Annotated in this window: 10 protein-coding genes; 6 read left to right on the forward strand and 4 right to left on the reverse strand. The window is 73.9% G+C overall.

Annotated elements, in window-relative coordinates:
- On the reverse strand, window positions 1–3,443 hold a 3,443-nt coding region (locus tag IEW03_RS11195), incomplete at its 3' end, for a glycosyltransferase (RefSeq protein WP_188523779.1).
- 283 nt (window positions 3,444–3,726) lie between these two features.
- Here IEW03_RS11195 and IEW03_RS11200 point away from each other — a divergent pair.
- On the forward strand, window positions 3,727–4,950 hold the full coding sequence (locus IEW03_RS11200) for a sulfotransferase family protein (protein ID WP_188523780.1): 1,224 nt from the start codon (window positions 3,727–3,729) through the stop codon (window positions 4,948–4,950).
- A gap of 102 nt (window positions 4,951–5,052) precedes the next feature.
- On the opposite strand, the gene IEW03_RS11205 is transcribed toward IEW03_RS11200, so the two are convergent.
- From IEW03_RS11205 to IEW03_RS11215, 3 genes are read right to left on the reverse strand one after another with little or no spacing between them, the layout of a single operon-like run.
- The gene (locus IEW03_RS11205) at window positions 5,053–7,014 is read right to left on the reverse strand and encodes a glycosyltransferase family 2 protein (RefSeq protein ID WP_188523781.1); all 1,962 of its coding nucleotides are present in this window, start codon (window positions 7,012–7,014) and stop codon (window positions 5,053–5,055) included.
- Window positions 7,011–7,361, reverse strand: a complete 351-nt coding sequence (locus tag IEW03_RS11210) for a hypothetical protein (protein ID WP_188523782.1) — start codon at window positions 7,359–7,361, stop codon at window positions 7,011–7,013. Before IEW03_RS11210 ends, IEW03_RS11205 begins: the two co-directional genes overlap by 4 nt.
- A gap of 26 nt (window positions 7,362–7,387) precedes the next feature.
- Window positions 7,388–8,917: a LicD family protein gene (locus IEW03_RS11215; RefSeq protein WP_188523783.1), complete on the reverse strand. Its 1,530-nt coding sequence runs from the start codon at window positions 8,915–8,917 to the stop codon at window positions 7,388–7,390.
- Between the two features lie 176 nt (window positions 8,918–9,093).
- Between IEW03_RS11215 and IEW03_RS11220 the strand changes: the two genes are divergently transcribed.
- From IEW03_RS11220 to IEW03_RS11240, 5 genes are all read left to right on the forward strand, one after another.
- Window positions 9,094–10,956 carry a glycosyltransferase gene (locus IEW03_RS11220; protein ID WP_188523784.1) on the forward strand — a complete coding sequence of 621 codons (1,863 nt, stop codon included), beginning with the start codon at window positions 9,094–9,096 and terminating at the stop codon, window positions 10,954–10,956.
- Between the two features lie 101 nt (window positions 10,957–11,057).
- Window positions 11,058–12,428, forward strand: a complete 1,371-nt coding sequence (locus tag IEW03_RS11225; protein ID WP_188523785.1) for a polysaccharide pyruvyl transferase family protein — start codon at window positions 11,058–11,060, stop codon at window positions 12,426–12,428.
- Window positions 12,429–12,462: 34 nt separating this feature from the next.
- Window positions 12,463–14,313, forward strand: a complete 1,851-nt coding sequence (locus tag IEW03_RS11230) for a glycosyltransferase (protein ID WP_188523786.1) — start codon at window positions 12,463–12,465, stop codon at window positions 14,311–14,313.
- A gap of 37 nt (window positions 14,314–14,350) precedes the next feature.
- Window positions 14,351–15,484, forward strand: a complete 1,134-nt coding sequence (glf, locus tag IEW03_RS11235) for a UDP-galactopyranose mutase (protein WP_188523787.1) — start codon at window positions 14,351–14,353, stop codon at window positions 15,482–15,484.
- Window positions 15,485–15,612: 128 nt separating this feature from the next.
- On the forward strand, window positions 15,613–16,695 hold the full coding sequence (locus IEW03_RS11240) for a hypothetical protein (RefSeq protein ID WP_188523788.1): 1,083 nt from the start codon (window positions 15,613–15,615) through the stop codon (window positions 16,693–16,695).
- Window positions 16,696–16,753: the final 58 nt, after the last annotated feature.

Genomic DNA, 16,753 nt, shown 5'->3' on the forward strand with positions numbered 1-16,753 from the left:
GGCACGTCGAGGGCGTCGGCGAAGATCAGGCCGTGCATGGAGGAGGAGAGGACGACGTGGCAGGCCGCGATCTCGCGGGCGACTTCTTCGGGCGTCCAGGCGACGTCGATGCGGCGGGTGCCGGGCAGGGTGGTGAGGGCGCGGATGGTGGGGTCGGTGGCGTCCTTGTAGTGGGGGATGACGCCGAGGGTGTATCTCTTCGTGACGGGTCCGTCGACGAGGCGGTCGGCCAGGATGCCGGGATCGCCCAGCGCGGTGCTCGCCTGCGCCGCCGGCGAGAGGCTCTCCAGGCTGAGACGGCCGCGGACGGCCAGCGGGACGAAGTCGGCCGGCGCCTCCTTCGTGAACGGCCGGATCATGCCGGCGCCCCAGACGGCGGGCATGTCGGAGCCGCGCTCGCGCAGGGCCATCTGGAGCACCGACCCGGCGCCCACGAGCTCGGCCTGCGCCATCGGGGTCCAGACGACCCGCCGGCCCGTCAGGCGCTCGACCAGCGGCGCCGTCACCTCGTCGCCGAAGTTGAGCTCGGTGGGGAAGCGCCAGCGCCACCACCACATGCGGATGGGGTCGTCGGCACCGCTGGCGGCCGCCGCGCCGGTGCGCGGGCGCTCCGGCGCGCGGGCGCCGGACGTCCGCGTGACGCGGACCGTGGCGGCCGTCCGCGGGCCGGGCCCGCCGGGGGCGCTCTGGGCCACGACCGTCGCCGAGCCCTCCCGGAGCGGGACGTCGCCGACGACGGGGGACAGGAGCTTCCGCTGCGACAGCGCGAGCGTCATCGTGGACGTGCTCGCGGTGAACGGCACCGGGAGCCGGGCGGCGACGTGCTCGTCGTCGACGCGGGACCACGGGAGCCGCTGGCGGCTCTCGGCCTGCTCGAGGTAGGCGTACACGCGGACGGCCGACGTGCCCGGTCCGACGTGCAGGACGGCCTCGGGCCGGCCGTCGGCGTCCGGGCGCAGCGCCGTGAGCCGCGCCGGCCGCACCGTGTGGTGGGCGCCGTCGCGGTCGATCGCGAGGTGGCCGGTCCGGTCGGACCGGAACAGCACGGACTCCGTGCCCTCGAGGGCGACGGCGTCCGTGTCCACGGAGCGGTCGCGTTCCGCGCCGAGCTGCACCGGCGCGCCGGCCGCGGCCCCCCAGAAGGGGGTGACCCACAGGTCCCACAGCCCGGCGGCCGGCAGCGTGCCGACCTCCGTCTCGATCGAGAACCGCACGGCGTCCGGGGCCCGTGAGCCGGCGGTGGTGCCCAGGACGGTGCCGCGGGCCTCGACCGACTCCGCGGTGGCCCTGCGGGGCCCGCGCCGGCGCCAGTGCGCCTGGACGCCGGTCGGGAGTGCGGCGCCCGACGGCGGGTGCATCCGGCCGAGCGCGGTGACGTGGCCGCCGGCGGTCGTGAGCCCGGTGAGCTGGAGCTCGACCGGCGGTGGGTCCACGCGGAGCGCGTCGCGGCCCACGGCTTCCTCGACGCTCGCCGGGACGGCCAGCCGGATCCCGTCCTCGTCGGTGATGACGGCGAGACGGCGCGGATCGCCCCCCGCGTGCTCCACCAGGGCCGTGAGGTTCTCCGGGTCGCGCGCGAACACGAGGTCGTACACCGGGCGGGCGTGGTGCACGACCCGCGCGCGCAGGCCGGGGGTCCACAGGTGCCCGAGCTCGTCGGCCACCCGGTCGACGAGCTCGGCCCGTGCGGACGGTTCCAGGGCGAGGTAGGCCTTCCGGAACGCTCCCTCGAGCGCGCGGTCGCCGAACGGTCGCGGCAGCAGGGCATCCCGGCGGTCCCCGGGCTCGGTGTGGCGCTCGACCAGCCGCGTCAGCAGGCGCGTCTTGCGCAGCCGGATGTCGATGACCGACTCCGTCGGCGGCGTGTGCCGCACCTCGTGGCCCCGGACCCGGTAGTACACCGCGTCCGTGAGGATGACGATGCGGCGCGCCGTGAACTCGGCCTCCACGACGAACGCCTGGTCCTCGCCGTGGCGCAGGCCCGCGGGGAACCGGATGCCCTGGCGCTTGATGTGCTCCGCGCGGAACATCTTGGTGGGCCCGAGAGCGTTCATCATGGAGTTCGCGACCATGTCGGCGTCCACGGTGGTGCGCCGGAACACGCGGCGGGGAACGTTGGTGCGCCCGGCGAAGCCCTCCATCTTGCCGAGCACCACGTCCGCCTCGAGGGCGTCCGCGGCGTCGGCCATCTTCTCCAGGGCGGTCGGCGTGAGCAGGTCGTCGGAGTCGAGGAAGAACAGGTGCCGGCCCGTCGACGCCTCGATCCCCGCGTTCCGCGGGGCTGCCGCCGTCCCGCTGGGCGCCTGGGTGAAGACCTGCATCCGGGGGTGCTGGCGCTGCAGCCGTCGCAGGATCGCCAGGGAGTCGTCGGACGAGCCGTCGTCGACGGCGATGATCTCGACCTGCTCGGGCGGCAACGACTGGGCGAACGCCGAGCGGACGGCCTCCTCGACGGTGTCGGCGGCGTTGTACACCGGCATGACGACGGACACGCGCGGCGGTGCCGACACGGCCGCGGCCGCCGGCTCCGCCGGCGCTGCGACGACCTGCGCGGAGCCGTCCCTGCCGAGGCGCACCAGCAGCGGGAGCGGGGTGCGGGACCCGTGGGCCGTCGTCGCGACCCGCCACAGGCCGGGCGTCGCCGCCACGGTGACGTGCAGGACGGCGTCGTCGCCCTCGGCCACCACGGTGAACCTGCCGGTGGCCGCGGGCGCGCCGGCACGGCGACGCATCTTGCGCAGCACCCGGTCGGCGAACGAGACGTCCGCCGCCTCCAGCTCGACGGTGCCGCGCCCGACGGCGTCGCCCCCGCCGGCGGGGAAGACGCGGACGCCCTCCACGGGGACGGCGACCCGGACCGTGGTCCGCCCGCCCTCGCCGGGCGCGGTGTCGACCCGGGCCGCGGCGGTGCGCAGCCGCCGGCCGTCGACGAGGGTGCGCGCCTCGACGCCCGACTCGAGGCACAGCGTGCCGTCCTGGTCGCCGCGCGCGAGGTACGGCACCGTGCCGACGACCGCGGGCCGTGCCGGGACCTCGTGCTCGTCCTCCACCAGGACCGGGTGGAGGTCTCCCCGGGCGGAGGGCTCGGCGCACACGTCCCAGGTGCCGCCGTCCTCCTGCGGAAGCTCGCGCGGGTCGAGGCGGGCCTCGGTGCGCACCCGGACGGTCACGCGGTCGTCGTCGCCGGGGACCGGGACGAGGACGGCGGTGCTGCTGGTGGGCAGGTCGTGGGTGGTGCGTCCCGCGCGCGACCGCGCCAGGAGGCGGCAGGTCAGCCCGTCGGCGACGTCGTCGGCGCCCGGCCGGCGCACCGTCCGCTCCGCCCCGTGCTCGTCCACCCAACGGGTGGTGCCGCGCAGGTGCAGCACGCCGTCGATCCACACCGTGCCGTCGACGGACGACCGCGCCTGGTGGCGGCCCTCGTCCCTGTGCTCAGCGTCCACTGGGCTCCTCGAGAAGGTATCGGCGCCGCGCGGCGTCAAGGGTGGCGGGCTGTCGCCGTGGTGCCGTCAAGGTCATGCTTCCTGCTCCTCGTGCCTGCGCGTTCCGGCGGCGTCCGGTACCCCCTGGGCGGAGGGGATCGCCGCTGGATGCTGCCGAGGCGGTCGACGAGCCGAGCCATCTTCCCATACGGGAAATCGTCGTTCCGACACCCGCGCCGGCGCGCGTCGGAACGGCGGTAGAGTGTGCGGTCATCCACCCCGCCCCGTGACTGATGGAAGTTCGATGACCGCCACTGAACCGCGCCAGACATCGCTGCTGCTGCCCGAGCGCGCCCGCCTCTTTCACATCGGTCTGCCGAAGACCGGGACCACCCATCTGCAGAACGCCGCCGCCGCGCTGCGCCCCGAGCTCCTCGCGCACGGTGTGCACTACCCGGGGCGGACGTTCAACCACCGGCGCGAGGTCTCCTCGTTCATGGGGCGTGGCTGGGGCTGGGGGGAGAAGCCCACGCGCGAGAACTGGGACCGCCTCATGGCCGAGGTGGAGGCGGACACGGAGAACCGGATCTGGCTGGGGCACGAGTTCGCCTCGGAGAGCTCCGAGAAGACGGTGCGCAGCTTCCGCGAGGCGCTCGGCGAGCGCATCCACGTGGTCGTCACCCTCCGTCACTACGGCTCGATCCTCGCCTCGTCCTGGCAGCAGTACATGAAGATGGGCGACGTCGTCGGCTTCGAGGCATGGCTCGACGCCGTCCTCGCCGACCCGCCGAACCGCAAGGTCACCAAGACGTTCCACACCCGCAACGACCAGGGGCTCGTCGTGTCGCGGTGGGCCGACGTCGTCGGTCCCGAGAACGTCACCGCGATCGTCATCGACAAGGCGACCCCGAACCTGCTCACCGACGCCTTCGAGGACCTGCTCGGGCTCCCGCGCGAGCTGCTCGCGACCGCCGAGCAGGACGGCTACTCGTCCAACCGGGGCATGTCGGTCGAGGAGGCGGAGCTGCTGCGGGCGATCAACGCCGAGTTCCGCCGGCGCGAGCTGCCCTGGACGGCCTACGAGCACTGGATGCGCCAGGGCGTCGCCGGGCACATGATGAGCGCCCGCCTGCCCGGCGACCGCGACAGCTCGTTCGAGCTGCCGGAGTGGGCGGCGGCCAAGGCGACCGCACGGGGCAACCGGTACGTCGACCAGATCGAGGCGACCGGGGTCCGCGTGGTCGGGGACCTGGACGTGCTGCGGGTGCCCGCCCGGAGCAGCAAGGACCCGGTCTTCACCGTCGACCAGGTGCCCCTGGACGCGGCCACCGAGGCGGTCCTGGGGTCGATCGAGGCCGGGCTGAAGAAGGAGGAGAAGCTCGAGGCCGCGAAGGAGAAGCTCGCCGCCCAGCGCCGGCGGCAGCAGCAGCAGCGGCCGACTCTCGACAGCTTCCGCGCCTCCGAGCTGGCGACCGAGGTGGGCCGTCGCGCGGCACGCCGGGCCAAGGGCCTGCTGCGCCGCGGCTGACGGACCGACGACGGCGGCCCGCGGCCGGCACCTCCAGGTGCCGGCCGCGGGCCGCTCGTCTCTGTACCGCTCCGTACCGCTCGCCTCAGGGTCGCGCGGGCCTCACGGGGCGGGGACGTCCCACCCGCGCTTCGTGCGGGCGCCGCCCGCCAGGCGCGGGCGGAGCTGCCAGCGCCACGCCGGGGCGCTGAACGTCGCCAGCAACCGGCTGCCGGACGGAGCGGCCTCGAGCGTCGCGGTCCCGCGCGCGGGCAGGTTCCGGGCCAGCGGCCGCGCGACCGGGCCGACCGCGGCGTGACGCTCGGCCGCCGAGTGCGGGACGACTCCCGCGGCGCCGGTGAGGCGGGCCTCCGCGTCGACGTAGAGGTCCGGCACCGGCACGTCGACCGTGTGCCGGCGCCACGGACCCCGGCCCGAGACCGTCACGGTGCCGTGCGCCCAGTCCGGCCGGAGGTGGTCCAGCACCCCGTGGCCCACCTGCCCGACGTCGATCGTCAGCGCGCCACGCCGGGTACGCGACGCGACGACGGTGCGTCCGCCCACGACGGCCGGACGGGCGGGCTCCGAGGAACGCACGGGGTGCAGGGAGAGCTCTCCCAGCAGCCGGTTCTTGGCGTGCACCACCCACTCCGCGTCCGCCAGGGCCTTTCCCTGGGCAGCCGTGGCAGGGGAGAGCTGGGTGATCGTCGACACCGCGACGCTCACGACGGAACCCTCCGGGGGCTCCGACTCGGCGCCGGGCCGAGCCATGCGCTCCAGGACGACCCGGCTGCGCGCCCGCAGGCTCCAGGTGTCCTTCGAGCGGTCGTCGCGCAGGACCAGGTGCGACGACGCCGCGCGGACGTCGTCGGTCACGTCGCGCAGCGCGGGTGGCAGGTCGGAGAGCGAGGGCGGCAGCACCCGGTGCAGTCGCCCGTCCGCCTCGCGGAAGCGCACGGGCCGGCCGCTCGTGTCGGTCCACCGCGCGGTCGCGCGGATGCGCAGCGTGCCCTTCTCCCACCAGATCGCGTCGACCGTGGAGTGCCCGACGACGGACGAGTCGACCCGCTGGAGCTCGCGCAGCAGGTCGACGCGCCGGCGTCGCAGCAGCCACGCCTTGGGCCGGTCGAGCGCGGGCAGGTCGGCGTCCCACGCCTCCGGGACGTGCTTCTCCACGATCTCGACGGCACGCTCGACGGCGTGCTCCGCCCGGTCGGCGTGGTGGCCCGAGCGCAGGTAGCTGGTGAGGCGTGAGAGCACCCGCAGGCGGTACTGGTGCATGAGCTGCGTCTTGCGGGCGTCGGCGAGCTCGTCGGTGTCGAGCGTCGCCGCGATGAAGTCGAACAGGGCGCCGAGCTTGTCCCAGAACTCGTCCTCCCACGGGCCGTACGTGGCGGAGTTGTTCTGGTCGGTCGCGTGCCACAGGTAGACGGGCGTGTCGGACAGGACCGACACGACCTGGGCGTGCTTGAAGCAGGCGACGTTGAAGTAGACGTCCTCCCACAGCATCCGGCGGCCCTCGGGGAACCGGATGTCGTGCTCGAGGAGGAAGTCCCGGCGGTAGAACTTGTGCGGCATCATCGGCATCAGGGCGTTGATGCCGCGGCGGGGCAGCGCGTTGGGGATGTTCCCCGTGTAGTTGCCGAGCCCCCAGCGCGGGTCGGAGGTCTTGAGCTCCTTCGGGCTGAGCACGTCGGCGTGGTGGGCCGCGGCGTACTCGTAGGAGGCGCGCAGGCCGTCCGGGAGGATCTCGTCGTCGTGATCCATGAACAGCACGTACTCGCCGCGCGCCATGCCGATGCCGACGTTGCGCGGGCGGCTCGGCCAGCCGGAGTTCTCGATGCGCTCGATCCGGACGTTGGGCCGTTCGGCACGGATCGCCTCGAGCCGCGACCAGGTGTCGTCGGGCGAGCCGTCGTCGACGATGATCAGCTCGAACTCGTCCTGCGGCAGCGTCTGCGCCGCGAGCGAGTCCACGACGCGCCGGATCCCGTCGCCCGGCCGGTACGCCGGCACGACCACCGAGATCTTGAGGGTGGCAGGCGGCACGGTCTCTCCGGTCGAGGGGGCGAGCGGCTGGGTCACGCGCCGGGCTCCTGCGTCGCGGTACCTCGGCCCTTCTCGGACTCGAGGCGCTCCTCCAGCGCGGCGACGGCGCGGTCCGTGACCTCGCGGTCGGGGGTCGGGGCGACCCCGCGCTCGGCGGCGTCGCGGCGCGCCTGCTCGAAGACGACGTCGTAGAGCTCGGCGACGCGACGGCTGTCGCGGCGCAGCGCGTCGACCTCGCGGCGCAGGTCCTGCAGCTCGCGCTCGTAGGCGACGAAGCGCAGGGGCCCCTCGCCGTGGTCGGCCGTGAGGTCGCTGAGCGCCTCGAGGTTGCGGACGGTGCGCGGGGCGACGCGGCGGGCGATGCGGGCGACGTAGGTCTTCATGGTGCAACGGCTCCTGTGGGGTGGGGTCAGCGCCAGATCAGCGTGGTGAGGAACTGCCGGTCGCCGATGGACGTCGGCTGCTCGCTGGACTCGATGGTGTGGATGCCGAGCTTGAACCGGCGCGTCTCGGACCGGAGCTTGGCGACGGAGAGCGCCCAGGTCTCCGGGTCCTGCGGGTCGCGCAGCGGCCGGTCGGTTGCCACCGTCGCGAAGCAGAACGTCTGGGCGTCGAGGGATCCGTGCAGCAGGGTCTGGAAGAGGTCGGCGCGGCCGAGCTCCGGCATCTCGTGCAGCAGGTGGTGGGCGAAGAAGTACGGCTGGCGCCCCTTCGCGATGAGCTCCAGCGTCAGCCGGAGCAGCATGTGCCGGTCGTTGAAGTTGCAGAACCGGTACTCGACGTTCTCGGGCCGGGTCTGGCCGGCGAGGCGCAGCGCCTCGTAGCTGTAGTCGAGGCCGAGCACGTCGTGGCCCGCCGCGGCGATCCGTTCGGTGAGCCGGCCGTCGCCGGAGCCGAGGTCGACGACGAAGGCGTTCTCGGGCAGCAGCGAGAGGAACTGGTCCACCTGTCGCTCGCCGCCGGCCGGCCCCTCGGGACGGGTCGAGTACTTCTCGTAGTGCTTCTCCCAGTAGACGCGCTGCCGGTTGAAGACGCCGAAGTGGTTGTCGAAGCGGCGCCGCGTGGAGCGCGGGGAGACGAAGACGAACGAGGGGTCGGGCACCCGCCACGAGGGCCCGTACGCGAACTCGAGCCAGGCCTCCGGGCTGGCGGGCGCGGGCAGGTCGACGCCGTCGATCCGCATCGTCGACACCGGGACCAGCGTCTCGCGCGGGAGCTCGCCCCGCAGCGCGAACGGCTGGTTGTAGAGGCCGTCCTCCGTGTGGTAGCCGGTGAAGATGTCGATGTAGTGGTCGGTCTCGCCGTCGTCGGTGAAGAAGGTCACCTGCAGCTGCGCGAGGCTCAGCACGATCGCGGTGAACCCGGCGTCGGCGAGCTTGCGCTGCAGGTCGTAGCTGACCTGACCGGCCTCGAGGTCCGTCCGCGCCTCGGACAGGAAGGCGAAGTCGATGTCGTCGTCGTGCGGCAGCATCCCGCCGTTGCGCATGGCGCCGAGCAGGCTGCCGCCGACCATGTAGATCGGGTAACCCCACGACTCCATGAGGTCGGCGAGCCGGCGACCGTTGGCGAGCAGCCGGTCGCGCACCCCGTTCTCCGAGCCCTCGAGGACGGGACCCAGCCGGTTCCACTTGTTCATGGCCAGCCAGCGGCCCTGCGTGTCGGTCACGCTCACCCGGGTGTCGCGGTCGCCGCCACCGAAGCGCACGTCGCCGGTCGCCAGCACGGCGTCGTCGGCGGAGCGGCGGACGGTGAGGGTGGTGCGCCCGCGCAGGTACGGCCGCAGCGAGTCGGGCCAGGAGAGGCGCCGGCCGAACAGCGAGCGGCGGTGCGGGGGCAGCTTCGTCGACCACACACGATGCCCGTCGAAGAGCACGTCCACCGTCTCCGCGGGCTGTTCGGCGGGGACGCGGACGCGCAGCCCCAGACGGGAGGCGGACACGGAGGTCATCGCAGGAACGGCCCTTCGTCGGTGGCTGGAGCAGGTCGAGAGTCTACGGGACCGCCCGGAAGGGGCGGTTCGTGGTCCTGCTCTCGCGCCGCCGCGACGGACGCTCGACGGACGCTCGACGGACGCAGGGGGCAGTGGTTCCGAACGTTAGGGTAGGCACGCTCCCGATGACCAGCCGACGGAAGGTCTCCATGCACGTCGCCCACGTGCTGTCCCTGCCCAGCGCGGAGGACCGCCGCTCGCTCTATCTCGAGGGAAGGGGCGGCAAGGACGACCGCGCGGTCGTGCGCACGGACGGCACGCTGCTCGTCCCGGCCGACTCCTCCCAGGGCTTCGCGACCTACTTCGCGGCCTTCCCGGCGTCCTACTGGGTGCGGTGGGCCGGTGCGTCCGTGGTGCGGCTCGAGCTCGAGCTGTCCGGGGCCGGCACCGTGCGGGTGCTGCACAGCGACGCGGCCGGGACCGCGCGCGAGGTGGGGCGGGCGGACGTCGCCGCCCGGGCGGCGGTCGACGTCCCCGTCGACGGCGCCGCGGACGGCGGCTGGCTCTGGTTCGAGATCGACGCGCAGGACGACGTCGTGCTGCACGGCGCCCGGTGGCTCGTCGACGTCGCGCCGCGCCGCGAGGGCCGGGTGTGCCTGGCGATCACCACCGTCAACAAGCCGGACTACTGCGTGGCCACGCTGCGGGCGATCGCGGCGGCCCCGGCGCTGCGCGAGGTGGTCGAGACGGTCCTCGTGGTGGACCAGGGCACGCGCAAGGTGGCGGACGAGGAGGGCTTCGCCGAGGTGGCGCGGGAGCTCGGCGCGCAGCTCACCGTCATCGACCAGGGGAACCTCGGGGGCTCGGGAGGGTTCTCCCGCGGGATGCTCGAGACGCTCGACCGCCCGGGCTGCGACGCGGTCATGCTGATGGACGACGACGTCGCCGTCGACCCCGAGGCGCTCCTGCGGGCCGTGCGGTTCCACCGGTCCGTCGTCGACCCGGTCGTCGTGGGCGGGCACATGCTCGACTACAACGAGCCGACCGTGCTGCACGCGTTCAGCGAGGTCGTGGACCAGCGGCACTTCATGTGGGGCTCGCCCGACCGGGAGCACGAGCGGCACGACCTCGCGACGGGCCCGCTGCGCGACACGCCCTGGATGCACGAGCGCGCCGACGGCCAGTTCAACGGCTGGTGGATGTGCCTGATCCCGGTGACCGCCCTGCGGGCCGTGGGGCTGTCGATGCCGTTCTTCCTCAAGTGGGACGACGCCGAGTTCTGCCTGCGCTCCGGCGAGGCCGGGTTCCCGACCGTCTCGCTGCCGGGCGCGGCGCTGTGGCACGTCGCCTGGGTGGACAAGGACGACACGGTGGAGTGGCAGGCGCTGCTGCACACACGTAACCGGGTGGTCACCGCGCTGCTGCACGCCGAACGACCTCGGGGCGGCGCGCTGCTGCGCGACCTCCTCGCGACCGACCTCAAGATGCTGCTCGGCATGCGCTACTACCCCGTGGAGCTGCACGTCCAGGCGCTGCGCGAGGTGCTCTCGGGCCCGGAGAAGCTGCACGCCGAGCTCGAGAGCACCGTCACGGACGCGCGGGCCGTGGGGGCCCGGCACCCGGAGACCGTGCGGCACGCGGCGGGCGAGGACGTCTTCGACGCCGCCGTGGCCGGGCCTCGCGCGGGCGGGGGCCGGCCCAAGCCGGCCACGCGCGGCGCGCAGGCGGCGTTCGCCGCGCGCAGCGTCCTGGGGACGTTGCGGCCCGTCCCGGCCGCGGCCCGCCGCCGGCCCGCCGTCGCGCTCGAGCGGACGCAGGCCACCTGGTGGGAGGTGCCGCACCACGACTCCGTGCTGGTCCTGGCCGCCGACGAGCGGTCGGGGACCTGGCTGCGCCGCGACCCCGCGACGTTCTGGCGCCTCGCGGCCGCCACGCTCGGGGCGCACCTGCGTGTCGCCGTCCGGTGGCGCTCGCTCGCCAGGACGTGGCGCAACGCCGCGCCCGGGCTGACCTCCACGGACGCGTGGCGGCGCACTTTCGGGGCGTGAGCAGGACTTCCGACGGCCCGAGCGCGAGGGGCCACGGGGCGGGTATGACAGCCCCCAGGAATTCCGACTAGTATCATCGGACTTTCTCTCCTGGAGGCCACATGACTTCGACCTCGCCCGGCCCGTCCGCACGCCGGCGTGTGCTCTTCGTCGGCGCCTACGAGCGCGACAACTTCGGCGACCTGCTGTTCCTCCTCGTGAGCGAGCAGTACCTCGCCGAGGCCGGTTTCGAGGTCGTGGCGGCCGCACCGCTCGCCGCGGACATGACGGAGCTGCTCGACCGGAAGGTCGGCGCCTTCGTGCCGCTGCTCGAGTCGGAGCGCTACGACCAGGTGTGGACGGTCGGCGGCGAGGTCGGCGGCACCCGGGTGCACACGGCGCTGTGGATGTCCGTGCCGCGGGCGACCTTCCGGCGGTACAAGGCCGCGAGCCCGGCGGAGAAGAGCGCCATGCGCGCCGAGCTGATCGGCGGGACGGACATCGAGTCGCCCTACATGCCGCGCCTCTCGCAGTTCCCGCTCAACGCCACCACCCCGTCCGTCCTCAACTCGGTCGGCCTCGCGGGGATCGGCGGTCGCGACGCCGCCGACCAGGAGAAGCTGCTGCGCATCCTGCGCGAGGCCACCGCGGTCTCGGTGCGCGACCAGCTCTCGAGCGACCTGCTCGACCGGCACGGGGTGGAGCACCGTCTGGTGCCCGACGTCGTGCACACCATCCGCTACACCCACCCTCGCCCGCAGGGCGAGGAGGGCAGCGGCGCGGTGCTCGTCCAGGTCGCGCGGCGGATGCTCGCGAACGTCGGCCTCGACACGTTCGCGCAGGCCCTCGCGACCTCCGAGGCGCTCGCGCCGTACCCGATCCGGCTCTTCGCGGCCGGCCTCGCGCCGAACCACGACTCCCTCGAGGACTACGAGAAGATCGTCGAGGCGGTGCGCCGGCACGACCCGGACCGCGACATCGCCGTGCTGGACGGCTCGCGCCGGCCCTGGGACCTCGTCGACGAGATCCGGCGGGCACACCTGTGGATCGGCGGCTCCCTCCACGGCCGCATCGTGTCGTCGGCGTACGACGTCCCCCGCATCAGCTTCCCGAAGCGCAAGCTCGACACGTACGCGCGGACGTGGGACCCCCACATGCCGTACGGCACCACGCCGGAGAGCCTCGACGACGACGTGCGCCGGGCCCTCGACCCGCGGACGCAGAAGCGCGCGGCGGGGACCGGCGAGCGGCTCGCGAGGCTCGCCGACGAGAGCATCCGGGCGGCGGTCGCCGAGGCCTCCCGCGTCACTCCCGACGAGACGGCGGCCCGACGACGCACCGCGACGCAGCTGGCGGTCGAGGAGCGCGAGGCGCGGGAAGGTCGCGAGCAGCAGCCGGAGGGCCCGGCCCCGACGGCAGGGCTGGTCTCCCGGCTGCGGCCGCTGGCCGGCGCGGTCCGGCGGCGGGCGGGGCGGCTGCTCGGGCGGGTGTGATCGGCACGGGTTGCGCACCACTAAGATGTGCGGGATGCCCACCCCTTCTGTCGTCGCCGTCGTCGTGTCGTACAACCGGTCCGCGCTGCTCGGCGCGGCCCTCGACGCGCTCGCGGCCCAGACGCGGCCCGTCGACCGCGTCGTGGTGGTCGACAACGCCTCGACGGACGACGCCCTCACCGTGGCGCGCGAGCACCCCAGCGCGCCCGCGGTCGTCGCGCTGAAGCGCAACACCGGAGGTGCGGGCGGGTTCGCCGTCGGCCTCGCGGCCGCCGTCGCCGACCACGGCGCCGACCTCGTGTGGCTCATGGACGACGACACGGTGCCCACCCCCACGGCGCTCGGCGCCCTGCTCGGCGCGCGCGACGCCTACGACGGCGACGTCACCGCGATGGCCAGCCGGGTCGTGTGGACCGACGGCTCCGACCACCCGATGAACACGCCCCGCAGCCGCCCGGGCGCCTCGCCGGAGGCGCTGCGCCGGGCGAAGGCCGCCGGGGCGATGCCGGTGCGGTCCATGTCGTTCGTGTCGATGCTCGTCGACGCCGGCGCGGTGCGGCGGCTCGGGCTGCCGGTGGCGGACTACTTCATCTGGAACGACGACTTCGAGTACTCGACGCGGCTGCTGCGCCGCGGCGTCGGCCTGTACGTGCCGGGCAGCGTCGTCGAGCACCGCACGGCGCGCCTGGTCGGCACCGACCACGACCCGGGCCCGCGGTTCTACTACGAGGTGCGCAACAAGGTCTGGACGTTCACCCGCTCGTCCGCGCTCAGCGCCTCCGAGCGGCTGCTCTACGGCGGGTCGACCCTGCGCCGCTGGGCGCGCACGGTCGCGCGCTCGTCCGACCGGGGCACCCTGGCCAAGGCGGGCGCGCGAGGGCTCTGGCACGGGACCGTGCGCCGGCCGCGCGCCGCCACCGAGGTGCTGTCGGGCGTTCGCCCCGCCGCGCTGAGCGTGGCCCGCCTGGAGGCGGGCGCGAGCGCCCCGGCGGCCGCGCCGGTCGCCCGGGTGGCCGCCGCGCCGGCGCCGGCCCCCGGCTCCGTGGCCGACGACCACGGGTTCTCGGTGCTCCTGCCGGTGTACGCGGGCGACGACGCCGCGCACCTGGAGCGCGGCTTCCTCTCCGTCACGCGCGACCAGACGCTGCGCCCCCACGAGGTCGTCGTCGTGCGGGACGGCCCGGTCGGGGACGACATCGCCGCGGTGCTCGCGCGGCTGCACGAGCTCACCGACGTCCCCGTCTCGCTGGTGCCGCTCGAGCGCAACGTCGGCCTGGCCCGCGCGCTGGAGGCCGGGCTCGAGGCGTGCAAGCACGAGATCGTCGCGCGCGCCGACGCCGACGACATCTCCCGGCCCGAGCGCTTCGCCGTGCAGGTGCCGCTGGTCGCCGCCGGGCACGACGTCGTCGGCTCGGCCATCCAGGAGTTCGAGGACGACGAGCTGGACCCCGGCATGGTCCGCGTCCCCCCGACGGGGGACGAGATCGCGGCGGCCGCCCGGTTCCGCGACCCGTTCAACCACCCGTCGGTCGTGTACCGGCGCTCGGCCGTCGCCGCGGCCGGGGGGTACGAGCACCTGGACCTCATGGAGGACTACCTGCTCTTCGCCCGCATGATCGCGGCGGGCGCCCGCGCCGAGAACGTCACGGAGCCGCTGGTGCTGTACCGGGTCGGCGCGGGCGCGTACGCGCGCCGCGGCGGCCGGCGCCTGCTGGCCTCCGAGCTCGCGCTCCAGCGCACCCTGCACTCCGAGGGCTTCGTCACCGGACCGCAGATGGTGCGCAACGTCGTCGTGCGGGCCGGGTACCGTCTCGTGCCCGAGGGGGTGCGCAAGGTCGGCTACCGTGCGTTCACCCGCCTCCGCGGCGGCTACGTCCCCGACTGACCCAGACCACCGCCGAACCCACCAGGAGGCAGCCACCATGACGGACCTCGTCGTCGTCGGCACCGGCTTCTTCGGCCTCACCGTCGCCGAGCAGATGGCGAACCAGGGCCGCAAGGTGCTCATGATCGACCGCCGTGACCACATCGGCGGCAACGCGTACAGCGAGGCCGAGCCGGAGACGGGCATCGAGGTGCACCGCTACGGCGCGCACCTGTTCCACACCTCGAACGAGCGCGTGTGGGAGTACGTCAACCGGTTCACGTCGTTCACGTCCTACACCCACCGCGTGTACACCACGCACCGCGGCGAGGTGTTCCCGATGCCGATCAACCTCGGCACGATCAACCAGTTCTTCCGGTCGGCGCACGGCCCGGACGCGGCGCGCGCGCTCGTGCGCGAGCAGGCGGCCGAGCTCGGCGGCAAGCGGCCCGAGAACCTGGACGAGCAGGGCGTCTCGCTCATCGGCCGCCCCCTGTACGAGGCGTTCATCAAGGGCTACACGGCCAAGCAGTGGCAGACCGACCCGCGCGAGCTGCCGGCGTCGATCATCTCCCGGCTGCCCGTGCGGTACACGTACGACAACCGGTACTTCAACGACGCGCACGAGGGGCTGCCCACCGACGGGTACACGGCGTGGCTCGAGCGCATGGCCGACCACCCGAACATCGAGGTGCGCCTCGGCACGGACTTCTTCGACGACGCCCAGCCGGCGAGCAAGAAGGCCGTCGTGGGCCAGGTCCCGGTCGTGTACACCGGCCCCGTGGACCGGTACTTCGACCACGCCGAGGGCGACCTCAGCTGGCGCACGCTCGACTTCGAGCAGGAGGTCCTGCCCGTCGGGGACTTCCAGGGCGCTCCGGTGATGAACTACGCCGACACGGACGTGCCGTTCACGCGCATCCTCGAGTTCCGGCACTTCCACCCGGAGCGGGACTACCGCGACGACAAGACCGTCGTCGTGCGCGAGTACTCCCGCTTCGCGGAGCACGGCGACGAGCCGTACTACCCGATCAACACCCGCGACGACCGGGACCGGCTCAAGCGCTACCGCGAGCTGATGGCCGACGAGCCGCAGGTGCACTTCGGCGGGCGGCTGGGCACGTACCAGTACCTCGACATGCACATGGCGATCGGGTCGGCGCTCTCGATGGTGGACAACAAGCTCCAGTAGCGCCGAACAGGCAGTTGCGCTCGGATTCGTCGCCCAAAGCAAGCGGAACTGCCTGCTCGGGCTTGGCTGGTCGGGAGTTCTCCACAGACCGGCCGCCACCCCCCGCGGAGGACGGTCGTCCTGGTGGGATGAGCGCCGTGCGCACCTTCGCCGAGATCCCCGCCGCGCTCCTCGCGCTCGCCGACGCACAGGAAGGGCTGCTGAGCGTGCAGCAGTGCGACCGGAACGGTGTCGACCACTCGCGGCGGACACACCGGGTACGCGCCGGGCTCTGGCGCGTGGCTGCCCGCGGTGTCGTCGACACGTGCCCGGTCCTGCCTGGCGCCCGCTCCGCCTCGGACCTCCCGCAGCGGCCCGTCGCCCCCCTGGTGGTCACGGACGACGCAACCGCCTGGGCGCGGTCTCGCGAGGCGTGGGCGGCAGCTCGACGGTCCCGCTCGCCGGCGGACCGGCTGTTCGACCATCTGCGCCGTCGGTCGGCATGGGCAGGGATGCTCGCCTATGGACCGGACGCGATCGCGGTCGCCTCGTGCGCGCTCGCCTGCCACGGGGTCGAAGGGCTCCCGGTGCACATCGCACCGCAAGCGGCGTTGCCCACCGGATCGAGACGACGAAGCAAGGCGGGGGTGCGGCTCAGGCAGTTCGACGACGGCATGATGACGGTCGCGTTCGGAGACCGTCGGACGGGCGTGCGCCGGATCGCGAGCGCGGAGCGGGCGTTGGCGCAGGCAGTGCCGGAGCTGCCGGCGATGCACGGTCTGGCGGTGCTGGACTCGGCGCTGCGGCTCGAGGTCGTGAGCCGGGCCGGCGCCGCACGGGCTCACGACCACGCCCGAGGACGACGGGGCGTGGCGGCCCGGCACGAGCTGTGGGACCTCGCGGACCCACGCGCGGAGTCGCCGCTGGAGTCGTTCGGGCGTTGGCAGTGCATCGAGGCGGGCGTTCCGCCGGACACCCTGCAGCGTCCCGTGCGCGATCGACACGGCCGGCTGCTCGGCGTCGGCGACATGGCGTGGGAGCTGAACGGGGGCGGCTGGCTCGTCGTCGAGATGGACGGGTACACCTGGCACGAGGGTGACGCCGGGCGGGCGCGCCGTGACCGTGATCGCGACAACGACTTCGCCGCCGCGGGCATCCATGTGCTGCGTTTCGATGCCCGGCACGTGCGGGAGCATACGGTCGGGACCCGGGTGCGTTCCTTCCTCGGCTGACGTCGCCGAACAGGCGGTTCCGCTCGTCTTGCCCCGCCGATACGAGCGAAACTGCCTG

The sequence above is a fragment of the Isoptericola cucumis genome (assembly GCF_014635665.1).
GTDB classification, from domain to species: domain Bacteria; phylum Actinomycetota; class Actinomycetes; order Actinomycetales; family Cellulomonadaceae; genus Isoptericola; species Isoptericola cucumis.

What these genes read in the sequence shown, in the direction of transcription:
- IEW03_RS11230 (WP_188523786.1), top strand. Translation starts at nt 12,463, where the DNA reads ATGCCCACCCCTTCTGTCGTCGCCGTCGTCGTGTCGTACAACCGGTCC.
- glf (WP_188523787.1), top strand. Translation starts at nt 14,351, where the DNA reads ATGACGGACCTCGTCGTCGTCGGCACCGGCTTCTTCGGCCTCACCGTC.
- IEW03_RS11240 (WP_188523788.1), top strand. Translation starts at nt 15,613, where the DNA reads ATGAGCGCCGTGCGCACCTTCGCCGAGATCCCCGCCGCGCTCCTCGCG.
- IEW03_RS11225 (WP_188523785.1), top strand. Translation starts at nt 11,058, where the DNA reads ATGACTTCGACCTCGCCCGGCCCGTCCGCACGCCGGCGTGTGCTCTTC.
- IEW03_RS11210 (WP_188523782.1), bottom strand. Translation starts at nt 7,361, where the DNA reads ATGAAGACCTACGTCGCCCGCATCGCCCGCCGCGTCGCCCCGCGCACC.
- IEW03_RS11220 (WP_188523784.1), top strand. Translation starts at nt 9,094, where the DNA reads ATGACCAGCCGACGGAAGGTCTCCATGCACGTCGCCCACGTGCTGTCC.
- IEW03_RS11200 (WP_188523780.1), top strand. Translation starts at nt 3,727, where the DNA reads ATGACCGCCACTGAACCGCGCCAGACATCGCTGCTGCTGCCCGAGCGC.